Raw genomic sequence first — 14,879 nt, forward strand, 5'->3', positions numbered from 1 at the left:
CTCCGGGCGGATGTGTCCGGAGAGTGAGACCGGTGTTCGATCACCGAGACGGACCGGTAAGGTGCCTGCATGGATTCGCGTAACATTCGCCTGGCGGTCATCCCCGGGGACGGAATCGGAGTCGAGGTCGTCACCGAAGGGCTGAAGGTCCTCGAAGCGGTCGGCACGAAGGTGGAGCCCACCACCTACGACCTCGGCGCCAAGCGCTACCACGAGACCGGCGAGACCCTGCCCGACCCGGTCCTCGACGAGCTGCGCGGATACGACGCGATCCTGCTCGGCGCGGTCGGCGACCCCAGCGTGCCCCCGGGCATCCTGGAGCGCGACCTGCTGCTCAAGCTCCGCTTCCAGCTCGACCACTACGTGAACCTCCGCCCGGTCAAGCTCTTCCCCGGCGTCGAGACGCCGCTGGGCAGGGCCCGCCCCGAGGACATCGACATGGTCGTCGTCCGCGAGGGCACCGAGGGCCCGTACGCCGGGGCGGGCGGCGTCATGCGCCGGGGCACGCCGCACGAGATCGCCACCCAGGAGTCGCTGAACACCGCCCACGGCGTCGAGCGCGTCGTGCGCTACGCCTTCGACAAGGCGCTGGGCCGCCCCGGCAGGAAGCTGACGCTGGTCCACAAGACCAACGTGCTCACCTACGCCGGCGACCTCTGGGCCCGCACCTTCGACCGCGTCGGCCTGGAGTATCCCGACGTCCAGACCGACTACTGCCACGTCGACGCGGCCTCGATGTTCTTCGTCAGCCAGCCCGAGCGCTTCGACGTGATCGTCACCGACAACCTCTTCGGCGACATCCTCACCGACATCGGCGCGGCGATCGCCGGTGGCATCGGCCTGGCGGCCAGCGGCAACGTCAACCCCGACCGCACCGCGCCGAGCATGTTCGAGCCGGTCCACGGCAGCGCCCCCGACATCGCGGGCCAGGGCAAGGCCGACCCGACAGCCACGATCCTTTCGGTCGCCATGCTCCTCGACCACCTGGGCATGGCCGCCGAGGCCGCCAGGGTCGAGCGGGCCGTCGCCGGCGACCTGGCCGAGCGGCCGGCAGGCAAGGCGGGCCGGACCACCCGCGAGATCGGCGACGACATCACCGCCCGAGTAGCCGGCTGAGGAAGCCGCCCTCCTCGACCCCGACGCGCCTGGCGGCTCACCCGAGCCGCCAGGTGCGTTTTTGTTTCTCCAGCACTGCCGGTTTTCGGCATAGATGGAGTAGTTTCCCGTTACCCGGTCCGACGCAGAATGGACCCAAGGGTAAGCCAGACACCAAGAGAAGGATCCGTGCGATGACCACCGCTCAGAAGCTCAGCTTCGACGTGCAGCTCTCCGACCACGCTCGCACCGCGGCAGAGCGCGAGCAGGTAATGGCGAGCCCGGGGTTCGGCCAGGTCTTCACCGACCACATGATCTCGATCGACTACACCGAGGGGCGGGGCTGGCACGACGCCAGGCTCATGCCGTACGGCCCGCTCAGCCTCGACCCCGCGACGTCGGTCTTCCACTACGCGCAGGAGCTTTTCGAGGGGCTCAAGGCCTACCGCCAGGAGAACGGCACGATCGTGACCTTCCGGCCCGAGGCCAACGCCGCGCGCTTCAACACCTCCGCGGTGCGGATGGCCATGCCCGAGCTGCCCGAGGAGACGTTCGTCGAGTCGCTGGAACTGCTCGTCCAGACCGACCGCGAGTGGGTGCCGACCACCCAGGGACACAGCCTCTACCTGCGCCCCTTCATGATCGCGACGCAGCCGATGCTCGGAGTCAACTACCCGTCCAGGACCTACAAGTACATGGTCATCGCCTCCCCGGCGGCGGCCTACTTCGGCGGGGGCAAGGCCGTCACGGTCTGGCTCTCCACCGAGTACACCCGCGCGGCCCCCGGCGGCACCGGCTTCGCCAAGTGCGGCGGCAACTACGCCGCGGCCTTCGTGGCCCAGCGCCAGGCCGTCGAGCAGGGCTGCGACCAGGTGGTCTGGCTCGACGCGGGCGAGCACCGCTACGTCGAGGAGATGGGTGGGATGAACCTGTTCTTCGTCTACGGCGACCGCCTGCTGACCCCGGCGCTCACCGGAACGCTCCTGCCCGGCATCACCCGCGACTCGATCCTCTCCCTCGCCTCCGACCTCGGCCTCCACGCCGAGGAGGGGCGCCTGTCGGTCGAGGAGTGGCAGCGGGGCTGCGAGACGGGCGAGCTCACCGAGGTCTTCGCCTGCGGCACCGCCGCGGTGGTCACCCCGGTCGGCTCGGTCAAGGGCGCCGACCGCGCCTGGACGGTCGGCGACGGCACCCAGGGGCCCGTCACCTCGAAGATCCGCGAGGAACTCGTGGGCATCCAGTACGGATCCCGCCCCGACCCGCACAGCTGGGTCCACAAGATCTGCTAGTCCCGTACGAGGAGGTCCGCGGGGACCGGTCGGCCGAAGGGGCGGCCGGTCCCGTGCGGTGGATACCCGGTCTCCCACCCGGCCGGGCCTCCTGCGGGGCGGATCTATCCCTCGATCAGCTTGCCGGTGTCGATCGTGAGGTTCCAGGGCGCGGGGAGCTCAAGAGGCTTGCCCAGCGACTCGGTGACCTCGTCGGCGTAACCCTCCGGACCCGGTCGGCTGAGTAACCTGAACCGGTTCGCGAAGGTGTCGATGACCAGGTAGAGCGGAACTCCCGCGAGCGCGCAGGCCCGGGGCTTGACCACATGGTCATCGTGAACGCTGCTCGGGGAGACGACCTCGGCGACCAGCAGTGTGGCGTTGGCGTACACGTGGCTGGGATCCCAGAGGGGCGGATTCGGCGGAACGACGATTAGGTCGGGTTCGAAGCGATCCGCTTGTATCTGCAGGAGGAGCTTGGCTTCCGGGTAGACGCGCCATCCTTTCTCCATCGAGAAAGGTATGAGCTGCGCCATCAGGTAGTAAACGACATCGGCATGGGCGATCGTGGGCATCTCCCTCACCACGATCCGACCGTTGACGATCTCGATTCGATGCTTCTCAAATCGTTCGACGAGTTCCAGATAGAGCCGTTCGAGCTCTTCCCTGTCTGTGATCTGGTAGGCGATCGATCTCTCCATGAGCATTCCCATGCGGTCATCCTTCCCTCCAGGCGGGTGGGCGCAACGTGTTGGTCACATCACTTAAAGTAATGGAAAAGATTTCCGCGCGCCCGCGATCCGGGAAAGTTCTCGTCAGTGCTTTCGAATCATGGTGAGGCCGTCGGCGATGGGGAGCATGATCGAGGTGACCCGCCCGTCGGCGCTGACCATGTCGTTGAACTCGCGGATGTGCCTGACGGTCTCGTCGTCCCTGCTGGGATCGGCGACGTGGCCGCTCCACAGGGTGTTGTCGACGAGGATCACCCCGCCGGGGGCCAGGCGTGACATGAGGATCTCGTAGTAGACGGGATAGTTGACCTTGTCGGCGTCGATGAACGCCAGGTCGACGGCCGGGTGTTCGGGAAGCTCGCGCAGCCGCTCGGCCGCGGGGCCGATCCTCAGCTCGATGCGGTCGGCGACCCGCGCCTTGTCCCAGTAACTCCGGGCGATCGCCGTCCACTCCTCGCTCACGTCGAAGCAGGTGAGCCCGCCGCCCGGGGCGAGCCCGCGGGCCAGGCAGATGGAGGAGTAGCCGGTGAAGGTGCCCACCTCCACCGCGTTCCTGGCGCCGCCGAGCTGGGCGATCATGGTGAGGAAGCGCCCCTGGTCGGGGGAGATCTGCATCGACGCGTTGTTGCCGGTCAGCTCGCGGGTCTCGAGCGCGAGCGCGTCGAGGACGTCGTCGGGCTGGGTGGTGTGCGCGAGCAGATACTGCCCCACGGTGGGGTCGAGATAAGTCGCCTTCATGGGGCCCATTCTCGCCGGTGCCGGACGGCGGCGGAGGGTGATTCGAGGTCGTGTCCGGGTCCTGTCCGGCCTGTTCCGGCCCGGGTGCGAGCCTGTGCCCGGCGTCTCACCCGGCCTGTGCCCGGGGTCCCGCCCGGCCTGTGCCCGGGTCGCGCCGACACGCCGCGGGTCTCGGATCCTGAGATCGATGTGTCAGATGGTGTCGGCGTATGGCAGACTCCGAAGCATCATGTTCTACGGTCTGCTCATTATCGGCAGGCGCGCTGGCTGAAAAGGGACACCGCCAGCGCGCAGACCTCTCACGTCCGTGAGGGGTCATTTTTGTTTCCAGAAGCCGGATGAGCGCGCGGCGAATCATCGAACCCGCGAAGGAGAACGACATGGCCGACGATCGCTTCCACGTGTACGACACGACTCTCCGTGACGGTGCCCAGCAGGAGGGGCTCAACCTCACGGTGGCCGACAAGCTGGCCATCGCGCGTCACCTGGACGGCCTGGGCGTCGGCTTCATCGAGGGAGGCTGGCCCGGCGCCAACCCCAAGGACACGGAATTCTTCAGGCGTGCCCAAACAGAGCTCGACCTGAAGCACGCGCAGCTCGCCGCGTTCGGCGCGACCCGCCGGGCAGGTGTGAAGGCCGCCGACGACCCGTTGGTGGCCGCGCTGCGCGAATCCGGCGCGCCGGTCGTGACCCTTGTCGCCAAGAGTCACGACCGGCACGTGGAGCTGGCCCTCCGCACGACCCTCCAGGAGAACCTCGCGATGATCCGCGACACGGTCTCCCACCTTCGTGCGGAGGGACAGAGGGTCTTCCTCGACGCCGAGCACTTCTTCGACGGCTACAAGTCCAACCCGGACTACGCGCTGGAGGTCCTGCGCACCGCCGCCGAGGCGGGGGCCTCGGTCATCGCGCTGTGCGACACCAACGGGGGCATGCTCCCCGACGAGCTGGCCGAGGTCGTGCACGCGGCGGTCGGGACGTCGGCCAGGATCGGCATCCACTGCCACGACGACACCGGCTGCGCGGTCGCCAACTCCCTGGCCGCGGTGAAGGCCGGCGCCACCCACGTGCAGGGCTGCGCCAACGGCTACGGCGAGCGCTCGGGTAACGCCAACCTGTTCACCGTGGTGGCCAACCTGCAGCTCAAGCGGGGATTCGATCTCGTGCCGCGGGAGGCGCTGGCCGACATGACCAGGATCGCCCACGCGATCACCGAGGTCACCAACGTCACCCCCAACTCCCACGCCCCCTACGTGGGCGTCTCCGCCTTCGCCCACAAGGCGGGGCTGCACGCCAGCGCGATCAAGGTCGACCCCAACCTCTACCAGCACATCGACCCCGCCGAGGTCGGCAACGACATGCGCATGCTCGTCTCCGACATGGCCGGACGCGCCTCGGTGGAGCTCAAGGGCCGCGAGCTGGGCTACGAGCTGGCCTCCGACACCTCGCGGGAGCTGGTGAACCGGGTCAAGGAGATGGAGTCGAAGGGCTACACCTTCGAGGCCGCCGACGCCTCCTTCGAGCTGCTGCTCCGCGACACCGTCGCGGGCGAGCGCCGGCGTCACTTCCAGGTGGAGTCCTGGAGGGTGATCGTCGAGCGGGCCCGGGGCGGCGAGGTCGTCAGCGAGGCCACCGTGAAGCTGCACGCCAAGGGGGAGCGGATCGTCGCCACCGGCGAGGGCAACGGCCCGGTCAACGCCCTCGACCGGGCCGTACGGCTGGGGCTGGAGCGGCTCTACCCCGAGCTGGCGGGGGTCGAGCTGATCGACTTCAAGGTGCGCATCCTGGAGGGCGCGCACGGCACCGACGCCGTCACGCGCGTGCTGATCACCTCCAGCGACGCGGCCGGGGAGTGGTCCACGGTCGGCGTCGACGAGAACATCATCGAGGCCTCCTGGCAGGCGCTGGAGCAGGCCGTCACCTACGGCCTCCTGCGCGCGGGCCACACCGCCTGACCCGCCTGACCCGGCCCGCCGCCGGGCCGGTGGCCGTCTCCCCGCCGGAAGGCAACGGCTGGGAGGCGGCCGGAGAGCCCCCTCGGCGAGAGCCGGGGGGCGGAGCCCGTCAGGAGAGGTCGGCGCCGCTGACGCGGAAGCTCACCTGGCCCTCGGAGGTCTCCAGGCTGACCTTGCCGCCGGAGCAGGAGAGCGACGGCTTCCCGCTGCCGGGCACCACCACGGTCAGCACGGAGTCGCCCGAGGCGGGTGAGACGACCGCGGGGGCGGGGTGCCTCTGCAGGTAGGCGGAGGAGACCCAGCCCTGGTACGGGTTCTTCTGGCCGCGGACCACCTTCAGCCCGGCGACCGGCCGGCAGGACGGCATCGAGACCTGGGCGAGCGTCGCCTTCCAGCCCGCCTTGTCCTTCACCACGACCTGGCCGCCACCGCTGGAGACGGTGGACAGGTCGCGGGAGAAGTGCCAGACGTTGCGGACCTTCGAGCCCTTGGGCACCGTGTCCAGCACGGCCATCACGTCCTGGCGGTGGTTGACGAGCACCGAGCGGGTCCTGGGCACGCCGTAGGCCCTGTCGGTCAGCCGGTAGCTCTGCCGCTCCTGCCCGATCGACGACCTGCTCAGCGCGCTGGCGGTCTTGCCGCGGAACCTCGCTCCGGCCACCATCGACGTGTTGTGCGCCTCGGGGGAGATCGTCCAGTCGCGGTAGCCGCTGTTCTCGTACGAGTCGAAACCGGCGTCGACCAGGACGTCACGGCCCTGGGCGTAGTAGGTCACGCCCAGATGATCCTCGTGGCCGTGGTACTTCATGCCGGGCCCGAAGCGGACGGAGTAGAAGGCCGACTCCGGCTTGTCCCAGGCGGTGCGCCCGTAGACGTAGCCGCCGCCGAACACCCGCACGGTCTGCTTCGGGTGGCTGTAGCCGACCGGCCGCACGTCCGCGCCGCCGTCGCCGATCGGGACCATGAACCCGTCGGGCTGGGTGGAGTGGGCGATGAAGTCCTCCAGCGACTCCCAGCGCCGGGAGATGTCGCCGGGCACCTTCCGCTTGCACGCCCTGATGTTGTCCATCGCGACCTTCAGGCGGTCGTGGACGTAGAGCGCGTAGCGCGGGGCCTGCTCGCGCAGCACCCCCTGGGAGTCGACGTCGAGCTTCACGGTCTCGGTGAGCCGCCTGATCGCGAGGCTGGACCACTGGTCGCGCCCGTAGCGGCAGCCGATGCCGAGCAGCGCGATGTCCTGGTCGATGCCGTGGTTGTGACCCTTCTCGTACAGCCTGGGGTCGGAGAGCATCTTCGCGTGCTCGGCCAGGCTGCCGGAGAGCCACGAGCCGCCGGCGTGCTTGCTGAGGCAGACCAGCGCGGGGGCGCGCAGCGCGATCGGGTGCTCCTGCCAGGCGTACGGGCTGGTCTTCGCGCCGCCGCGGGGGTTGTCGGCCACCCAGTCCTTGGCGATCTCGACGGCCCGCGTCAGGTACGCCTCGTTGCCGTTCGTCTCGTAGTCGGCGACGAGACGGCCCATCCAGCGCAGCGAGTGGAAGACCATGCTCCACGAGCGGTTGCGGTAGGGGTCGGTGCGCCAGTCGACGTCCTTGCCGACCTTCACCGGGGCGAGGTCGAGGAAGTCGACCTGACCGTTCATGATGTCCGTCGACGTCGGTGTGGCGGGCAGCCAGTCACCCTGGCATTCGGCGGTGCGTTTCGCCTCCCTCGCCTCCGCGGTACCGACCGTGACGCCGCAGGTCATCAGGAGGATGATGCAGAGAGCGAATGCTTTTGTGCGGCGGCGCACGCCAGTTCCTTCCGGGCCGAACGAGGGGGAGCGGATCATGCTGTCCGGATCCCACCAAATCGGTCAAGCCGGGATGGTCTCTTCTGAAACATCGTTAGCAACTAGATGCGGGCCTCCCAGTTTCCTCACAGCGTTCACCGGTCCTCCGTACGCCGGCGGGCATCCATCCGCCCCGCCCGGCCCGCCCGTTCGCCCGTGGCACGATTTTGTCGGTCGATGGCTCTCCTGCCACTCGCGGGCGTCGCCGTGTTTCGGCAGGCTGGGCGGTATGAGACTCGCCGACATCGTCATCCCCGACACACCGGCCGCCCGAGGGGCGCTGGAGGTGGCGACCGCCTACTGCTCGCCCGCCCTGCTCAACCACTCCGTCCGGGCCTACCTCTTCGCGGCGGCCTACGGTGCGATGAACGACGTCGCCTTCGACGACGAGCTGCTGTACGTCGCGTCGATGATGCACGACATCGGCCTGGTCAAGGAGTTTGACAGCCACACCGTGCCGTTCGAGGAGGCGGGCGGCCACGTCGCGTGGGTCTTCGCCGCCGGGGCCGGGTGGCCCGTCGAGCGCCGCGTGCGCGCGTCGGAGATCGTCGTACACCACATGTGGGACAAGGTCGACCCCGAACAGGACCCCGAGGGGTATCTGCTCGAACTGTCCACCGGGCTCGACATCTCCGGGCGGCGGCCGGAGGACTTCCCGGCGGAATTCCGAGCCGAGGTGCTGGAACGCCACCCCCGGCTGGGGCTCGGCCCGGAGTTCACCGCGTGCTTCGTCGACCAGGCCGCCCGCAAGCCGGACAGCCTGGCCGGGCGGTTCGTCCGCTCGGGGGTCGCCGAGCGCATCGCCGCCAACCCGCTGGACCGCTGAGGGCTCCCCGCGGGGAGCCCCGGCTCTCGCCGCCGCTCAGGCTCCCGGTGCGGGACCGGTGCTCTGGACGACCTCGAAGGACCACAGCTCGGCCCCGGTGGCGGCGGGTCCCTGCCCGTGGCCGTGCCCCTGGGCCGGTCCGCCCTGCCCCTGGCCGTGCCCGTGGCCCTGGGCCGCGCTGTGGGCGTCGGCGTGCCCCTGTCCCTGGCCCCCCTGTCCCTGGCCGGCCTCGGCGGCGGCCTGGGCGTGGCCCCGCTGGAAGGCCTGGCTCTCGGTCCAGCGCTTGAAGTCCTCCTCGGAACGCCAGCGGGTGTAGACCAGGTAGCGGTCGGTGCCGTCCACCGGGCGAAGCAGCTCGAACCACTCGAACCCGTCCGCGGACTCGACGATCCCCGCCCGGCTGGAGAAGCGGCGTTCCAGCTCCTCGCGCATCTCCCCGGACACCGTCAGCGCATTTATCTTCACGACCGAAGGCACATCGTCTCCTCGAAGCGTTGGTTTCCCTGATCAATCTATGATCGGCGCTCCGGCACGTGGGTCAGGCGACGGTCCTCGGGCGGCGTGGCGCGTCCTCCAGGCTCACCCGGGCGACGGCGGGCATGCGCTCGGTCTCCAGGGCCTGGCGCATGTGCGGGATGACCACCCCGCCCAGCTGCTCGCGGACCGCGCTCATCGGCGCGTCCTCGGCGACCACCACCTTCATCCGTACGGCCGGGTGCGCGTTCGTGCCGATCATGTCGGCGGTGGCGTTGATGATCGCGGGGTGTGTGCCCGCCTCGGCGGCCGCCGCGTCGGTGACGCTGCCCGTGTCGACCTCGGTGACCCCGGCGGGACCGCTCTCGAGGCGCATGCCGCCCAGCCTGTTGCGGCGTCCCTGGGCCAGCAGCCAGCGCAGGCCGAACAGCGCGAGCACGATGCCCGCCGCCGCGATCACCCACCACAGCCACGGGTTGTAGGTGGCGAACGGCTGGCGTACCGAGCCGTCCACGAGCGGGCTGCGGGCGGGCGCCACGGCCTGCGGGAAGGCTCCCGCGCCGCGTGCGATCGCCAGGGCGCTGAGGATGATCAGAGTCAGTCCCACAAGCAGCAACCCCAGCCGGTTGCCCCGGGCGGTCTTGTCGTCCATGGCGCTCACTTCTCTCGCAGATGCACGCGGACGGGATACTTCCAGACGGGGGAGAGCGCGGTGATCCGCAGGTTCACGGCCTCCCGTACGGCGTCGGCCAGCCCGCGGGTGTCCCGCATGCCGCTGTCGGCCGCGACGTGCACGGCCTTTCCCCGCAGCCGTACCCGGGCGTGCTCGATTCCCTGCACCTGCTCGGCCGCGTGGGCCAGCGACCGGGTGAAGCCCCGCCGCTGCATGCCGATGGCCAGGTCCCTGTCCCCGGTCCTCACCGGGATCAGCGTGGGCCGGCCCGGAACGAGTGCGAGCAGCACCAGCAGCAGGCCCAGCAACCCCACCAGGCCCGCGCCCGTCATCAGCCGCGGGTCGTTCCACGGCGTCGACGTCGCCCAGGACAGGATCCGGTCGTACGGCACCAGGCGGAGCGGGCGGCCCAGCAGCGCGGAGATGACCTCCAGCGCGACGAGAAGGCCGAGCAGGGTCATCAGGGTGGCCGTGATGACCGCGGGAACCACCCGGCGCGGGCGGAACGCCTTGACCGCCGCGCGATCCGCGGAGGCGTCCTTCGCCACCGTGCCGTATATCGGCGGCGGTGAGGGCTCGGCTGTGCCGTATGCCGATGGCGCGGCCGGTTCCGTCGTGCCGTATGCCGGTGGTGCGGCCGGTTCCGTCGTGCCGTATGCCGGTGGTGCGGCCGGTTCCGTCGTCTCCGCACGGGGTGCGGGCGTCATCTCGCCGGTCGGGTCCGCTCCGGGGACCGGCTCCGCCGGGTCGGGTACCTGCCTGGCCATCATCGCTCCTCACGTAGCGGGACGATGTCCTCGGTGGGGTTGTCGGCGGGATCGCCGACGGACGCCGCTGTCCGGTCCGGGGTCCCGGCGCCGGTCTGGCCGGCGCCACCCGGGTTCTCCGCCGGTACGGCGTCCCCGGCGCGCGGGGTCCCGCGATCGTCGTGGGCGGGAACCACGTTGGTGACGAGGACGTCGATGTGGCCGACGTCCATGCCGGTGAGGGCCATGACCCGTCTGGCGACGTGGCGTCTGACCTCCTCGGCCACTTCGCGGATCGAGGCCGGATACTCGACCGTCACGTCCAGCCGGAGCGTCGCGAGCTCACCGTCGAGGGTGGCTCGGGTGCCGCCGCGCAGGGACAGCGGCCTCCGCTCGCCGACCTCCCGTACCCGTGCCACCTCTCCGGCCGCGCGGGCCGCGATGCGCGACACCACCCGGCCGGGTATGTCGGTCCTGCCGCGTCGTTCGGCCGGTACGGCCTGCCGGGACGGCTGGGCGGGGACGGCGGGCCGCGCGGGCCCGCCGGTTCCCGCGGGGACGGAACCCGCCTGCCGCGAGGCAGGGGGGTCCGGATCCGCGGCCGTCCCGGAGGACCCGGAACGGTGCTCGACGGGAGTGTTCATCGCCGTTTCGCCGCCAGCCGGGACAGGTCGACCTCTCCGGTCTCCGCGAAGCGGCCGAGGAGGAATCCGACGGCGCCCAGTACGAGCACCAGCAGGAACGCGCCGAGGCCGCCGAAGGCCGCCGCGAAGCCCAGAAGGACCCCGACGATCGTGCCGACCACGGACCAGACTGGGAAATTACTCATCTCAAACCTCCGATATGGACGTTCACCGGCCGGTCGCCCACCATCGGGGCGACCGCCGCTCGCACTCCGTCGGCGATCTCCGGTAGCGGGCGCCCCAGCCTGACGACGACCGAGACCTCCACCTCGTTCTCGCGCAGCGCGACACCGGCCAGCCGCTCGCCGGGCAGGTAGGTCGCCACGGTCCCGAACGGCCCGCCCGACAGGTCCACGACGTCGGGGCAGCGCCGTACGGCGTCGGCGATCCTGTGCGCGAGGCCGGCCGCGCCGAGGACCGGGCCCTCGGGTTCGCGGGTGACCACGGCCGTCTCGCGTGCGGGGTCCGGCGCCCTGGCCGGTGCTCCGGGCTCGCGCGCCGGCCTCGCCGTTGCCCCGGTCTCCCGGCCACGACCCGTTTCCCGGCTCTGGCCGGCCGGTCCGCGGGCGGGGTCCGCCGGTGCGGGCGCGGGCTTCTGCCGGGGCACCTGCCGGGCCGCGGCGGCCGGCCTGCGCGACGGATCGCCCGGCCGGTGCGCGGGTATGGCCGTCGCCGGTGTCGGAACGGCGGTCCTGGCGGGCTCCGCCGGTTCGCGCGCGGGCGTGGTCGTCTCGGCGCCGGGCTCCCCGTGCCGCGTGGACGCGGCCGTCCCGCGGCCCGGATCCGCCGGCGTCGGAGGCGTCACGGTCTCGCGGGCCGGGTCCCTGGGCTCGCGCCCCGATCCCGCCGCACCGCCTGCCGGGCCCTTCACTGGACGCGGGGCTCCGACTCGGACGAATCCTCCGACCTGTCCTTGTCCTGTCCGGGCATGTGGACGTCGGAGACCTTGATGTTGACCTCGGTGACCTCGAGCCCGGTCATGCGCTCGACCGCCGTGATCACGTTGCGGCGTACGGCGGCGGCCAGGTCGGGGATGGCGATCCCGTAATCGACGACCACTTCCAGGTCGGCGGCGGCCTGCCGCTCGCCCACCTCGACCGAGACTCCCTGGTTGGCGCTCTTGTCGGCGCCCACCATGCCGCGTACCGCCCCGAGAGCGCGTGCCGTGCCCGCGCCCATGTTGTGCACGCCGGGGATCTCCCTGGCCGCGAGCCCCGCGATCTTCGACACGACCCCGCTGTCGATGGTGGTGGTCCCCTTGGAGGTGACCAGGCCACTCTGGGATCCGGGACTGTCGGTGCGTGCCCGTGGCACCGTGGCCTCGTCGCCCTTGGGCCTGTTCACCGTGCTGGCTTCAGTCACGTCCGTTCCTTCCCCCGTTGGGAAGGCCTTCTGGCCTCCCCGATGCCTCTGAGGCGGTCATACCCCTCATATGCACATAAATCAGGACATAGCTTTTCTTGGAGCAAACATGGCACTATCGATAAAATCGGATTTGTAAGGATTTTTGGTTACATATGGTGCAGGGTTGCCGGGCGGTGGAGCGAGGAGAAGCGGGCACGGTCCGGCGGGACCCTGAGCGCGACTAGCCTTGTCATGTGCGTATAGCGAGGTTCTCCACAGGAGAAGGTGTCGGGTTCGGGGTGGTCGAGGGCGGCCCAGGGGAGGAGTTCATCTCCGGGATCTCCGGTCACCCGTTCGGGCCGATCCAGTTCACCGGCGAGCGATACTCGCTCTCCCAGGTCAGGCTGGTCGCGCCCATGCTGCCCAGCAAGGTCGTCGCGATCGGCAAGAACTACGCCGATCACGCGAAGGAGATGGGCGGGGAGGTCCCCGACGAGCCGCTGGTCTTCCTCAAGCCGTCGACCTCGGTGATCGGCTCGGGTGAGGCCATCGCCTACCCGACGGCGCTCTCCCAGCGGGTCGACTACGAGGGGGAGCTGGCCGTGGTGATCGGCAGGCTCTGCCGCGAGGTGCCCCGCGAGCGGGCGCACGAGGTCATCTTCGGCTACACCTGCGCCAACGACGTCACGGCGCGGGACCTGCAGAAGAAGGACGTCCAGTTCACCCGGGCCAAGGGCTTCGACACCTTCTGCCCGCTCGGCCCGTGGATCCAGACCGAGCTCGACCCGAGCGACGTCGGCATCGTCACGAGGGTGAACGGCGAGGTCAAGCAGGACTCGCGCACCTCCAAGCTCATGTACGACATCCCCGCGCTGATCGCCCACGTGAGCGCGGTCATGACCCTGATCCCCGGTGACGTCATCCTCACCGGGACTCCCGAAGGGGTCGGCCCGCTCAGCGTCGGCGACGAGGTCAGCGTTTTCGTCGAAGGAATCGGCACTCTCAGCAACCGGGTGGTCTCCCGTGATTAGGGTTCGTTTCGCCCCCTCGCCGACCGGCATGTTCCATGTCGGCGGCGCCCGCTCCGCGCTGTTCAACTGGGCCCTGGCCGAGCAGGCCGGCGGGAAGTTCGTGCTGCGCATCGAGGACACCGACGCCGCGCGCAACCGGCCGGAGTGGACCGAGGGCATCATCTCGGCGCTCGCCTGGATCGGCGTCAACGAGGACAGCCCGGCCTTCGAGGGCCCCTACTTCCAGTCGTCGTACGAGAAGCAGCACCGCGAGGCCGCGGCCAGGCTCGTCGCCGAGGGCCGGGCCTACTACTGCACGTGCACCCGTGACGAGGTGAAGGCGCGCACCGGCTCCGAGCACCAGGGCTACGACGGCTTCTGCCGCGACCGCGGCCTGACCGAGGGCGCGATCCGCTTCCGCACCCCGGACGAGGGCGTCACCGTGGTCCAGGACCTGGTCCGCGGCACCGTCGAGTTCCCCAACAACGCGATGGAGGACTTCGTCGTCGCGCGCGGCGACGGCTCCCCGCTGTTCGTGCTGGCCAACGTCGTCGACGACGTCGAGATGCGGATCAGCCACGTGGTCCGGGCCGAGGAGCACCTGTCCAACACGCCCAAGCAGCAGCTGCTCTGGGAGGCGCTCGGCGTCGCCCCGCCCACCTGGGCGCACGTGCCGGTGATCGTCAACGAGAAGCGCCAGAAGCTGTCCAAGCGCCGCGACAAGGTCGCCCTGGAGTCCTACCGCGAGGAGGGCTACCTGGCCGAGGCGATGGTCAACTACCTGATGCTGCTCGGCTGGGGCCCCGGCGACGACCGGGAGATCATGCCCTGGCCGGAGATGGTGCCGCTGTTCAAGCTGGAGGACGTCAACCCCTCCCCGGCGTTCTTCGACGAGAAGAAGCTCCGCGCGTTCAACGGCGAGTACATCCGGGCGCTGCCCCTGGAGGAGTTCGCCGCCCGCTGCGAGCCGTGGCTGGAGCCCGGCTGGGACCGCGCGACCTTCGCCAAGGTCGCCGAGCTCGCCCAGACCCGCATCGCGGTCCTGTCCGAGATCACGGCGAACGTCGACTTCCTCTTCCTGGACGAGCCCGTCTTCGACCAGGCGTCGTGGGACAAGGCGATGAAGAACTCCGCCGTGGAGATCCTCACCGGCTATCTCGCCCGCCTGGAGACGGTCGACATGGACCCCGAATCGCTGAAGACCGCCCTGGAGGAGGTCGGCCTGGAACACGGTCTCAAGCTCGGCAAGGCCCAGGCTCCCGTGCGCGTGGCCGTCACCGGCCGGACCGTGGGCCTGCCGCTGTTCGAGTCGATCGAGGTCCTCGGCCGCGAGCGCTCCGCCGAGCGCCTCCGCGCCGCCCTCGCGAAGCTTCAGGCCTGACCGGGCCTCACGGATCGAAACCGGGCTCAGGCCCGGTCGGGGGGGCCCGACCGGGGGCGGGCGAGAGGGCCAGATCGGGGTCCGTGGGGACGGCGGGCGGCGGCGCCGGCGCGGGAGCCGTGCCGCC

Annotated in this window: 16 protein-coding genes; 6 read left to right on the forward strand and 10 right to left on the reverse strand. The window is 70.3% G+C overall.

Features of this window, described 5'->3' with window-relative positions:
* Positions 1–69: 69 nt before the first annotated feature.
* Both AB0G15_RS28515 and AB0G15_RS28520 read left to right on the forward strand, forming a co-directional pair.
* Positions 70–1,116, forward strand: a complete 1,047-nt coding sequence (locus tag AB0G15_RS28515; protein ID WP_362845638.1) for a 3-isopropylmalate dehydrogenase — start codon at positions 70–72, stop codon at positions 1,114–1,116.
* Positions 1,117–1,289: 173 nt separating this feature from the next.
* A complete protein-coding gene (locus tag AB0G15_RS28520) occupies positions 1,290–2,384 on the forward strand; it encodes a branched-chain amino acid aminotransferase (RefSeq protein WP_362845640.1) in 1,095 nt (364 codons plus the stop codon).
* A gap of 104 nt (positions 2,385–2,488) precedes the next feature.
* On the opposite strand, the gene AB0G15_RS28525 is transcribed toward AB0G15_RS28520, so the two are convergent.
* Positions 2,489–3,076 carry a Uma2 family endonuclease gene (locus tag AB0G15_RS28525; RefSeq protein WP_362845642.1) on the reverse strand — a complete coding sequence of 196 codons (588 nt, stop codon included), beginning with the start codon at positions 3,074–3,076 and terminating at the stop codon, positions 2,489–2,491.
* A gap of 102 nt (positions 3,077–3,178) precedes the next feature.
* Positions 3,179–3,832 (reverse strand): O-methyltransferase, encoded by a 654-nt coding sequence (locus tag AB0G15_RS28530; RefSeq protein ID WP_362845644.1) that lies wholly within the window; start codon positions 3,830–3,832, stop codon positions 3,179–3,181.
* A 380-nt stretch (positions 3,833–4,212) separates the two neighbouring features.
* Between AB0G15_RS28530 and cimA the strand changes: the two genes are divergently transcribed.
* On the forward strand, positions 4,213–5,787 hold the full coding sequence (cimA, locus tag AB0G15_RS28535) for a citramalate synthase (RefSeq protein WP_362845646.1): 1,575 nt from the start codon (positions 4,213–4,215) through the stop codon (positions 5,785–5,787).
* Between the two features lie 109 nt (positions 5,788–5,896).
* Here cimA and AB0G15_RS28540 read toward each other — a convergent pair whose 3' ends face one another.
* Positions 5,897–7,531 carry a heparinase II/III family protein gene (locus tag AB0G15_RS28540; protein ID WP_362845648.1) on the reverse strand — a complete coding sequence of 545 codons (1,635 nt, stop codon included), beginning with the start codon at positions 7,529–7,531 and terminating at the stop codon, positions 5,897–5,899.
* 313 nt (positions 7,532–7,844) lie between these two features.
* Here AB0G15_RS28540 and AB0G15_RS28545 point away from each other — a divergent pair, with 313 nt between their 5' ends.
* Positions 7,845–8,441, forward strand: coding sequence for an HD domain-containing protein (locus AB0G15_RS28545; RefSeq protein ID WP_362845650.1), 597 nt, complete (start codon positions 7,845–7,847; stop codon positions 8,439–8,441).
* Between the two features lie 36 nt (positions 8,442–8,477).
* Here AB0G15_RS28545 and AB0G15_RS28550 read toward each other — a convergent pair whose 3' ends face one another.
* The 7 genes from AB0G15_RS28550 to AB0G15_RS28580 all read right to left on the reverse strand — a co-directional run bounded on the left by AB0G15_RS28550 (position 8,478) and on the right by AB0G15_RS28580 (position 12,289).
* On the reverse strand, positions 8,478–8,918 hold the full coding sequence (locus AB0G15_RS28550) for an antibiotic biosynthesis monooxygenase (RefSeq protein ID WP_362845652.1): 441 nt from the start codon (positions 8,916–8,918) through the stop codon (positions 8,478–8,480).
* 61 nt (positions 8,919–8,979) lie between these two features.
* Positions 8,980–9,567, reverse strand: a complete 588-nt coding sequence (locus AB0G15_RS28555) for a hypothetical protein (protein WP_362845654.1) — start codon at positions 9,565–9,567, stop codon at positions 8,980–8,982.
* Positions 9,568–9,572: 5 nt separating this feature from the next.
* A complete protein-coding gene (locus AB0G15_RS28560) occupies positions 9,573–10,136 on the reverse strand; it encodes a DUF6286 domain-containing protein (RefSeq protein ID WP_362845656.1) in 564 nt (187 codons plus the stop codon).
* Between the two features lie 218 nt (positions 10,137–10,354).
* The gene (locus AB0G15_RS28565) at positions 10,355–10,978 is read right to left on the reverse strand and encodes an Asp23/Gls24 family envelope stress response protein (protein WP_362845658.1); all 624 of its coding nucleotides are present in this window, start codon (positions 10,976–10,978) and stop codon (positions 10,355–10,357) included.
* Complete coding sequence (locus tag AB0G15_RS28570) at positions 10,975–11,163, reverse strand: hypothetical protein (RefSeq protein ID WP_362693899.1); 189 nt, start codon at positions 11,161–11,163, stop codon at positions 10,975–10,977. Before AB0G15_RS28570 ends, AB0G15_RS28565 begins: the two co-directional genes overlap by 4 nt.
* The gene (locus AB0G15_RS28575; protein ID WP_362845660.1) at positions 11,160–11,462 is read right to left on the reverse strand and encodes a hypothetical protein; all 303 of its coding nucleotides are present in this window, start codon (positions 11,460–11,462) and stop codon (positions 11,160–11,162) included. Before AB0G15_RS28575 ends, AB0G15_RS28570 begins: the two co-directional genes overlap by 4 nt.
* A 422-nt stretch (positions 11,463–11,884) precedes the next feature.
* Positions 11,885–12,289, reverse strand: a complete 405-nt coding sequence (locus AB0G15_RS28580; RefSeq protein WP_362693890.1) for an Asp23/Gls24 family envelope stress response protein — start codon at positions 12,287–12,289, stop codon at positions 11,885–11,887.
* 326 nt (positions 12,290–12,615) lie between these two features.
* On the opposite strand from AB0G15_RS28580, the gene AB0G15_RS28585 reads away from it, so the two are divergent.
* On the forward strand, positions 12,616–13,392 hold the full coding sequence (locus AB0G15_RS28585; RefSeq protein ID WP_362845662.1) for a fumarylacetoacetate hydrolase family protein: 777 nt from the start codon (positions 12,616–12,618) through the stop codon (positions 13,390–13,392).
* Positions 13,393–13,420: 28 nt separating this feature from the next.
* Positions 13,421–14,752 (forward strand): glutamate--tRNA ligase, encoded by a 1,332-nt coding sequence (gene gltX / locus AB0G15_RS28590; RefSeq protein ID WP_362845671.1) that lies wholly within the window; start codon positions 13,421–13,423, stop codon positions 14,750–14,752.
* Positions 14,753–14,879: the final 127 nt, after the last annotated feature.

This window comes from Streptosporangium sp. NPDC023825, assembly GCF_040639575.1.
GTDB lineage: Bacteria > Actinomycetota > Actinomycetes > Streptosporangiales > Streptosporangiaceae > Streptosporangium.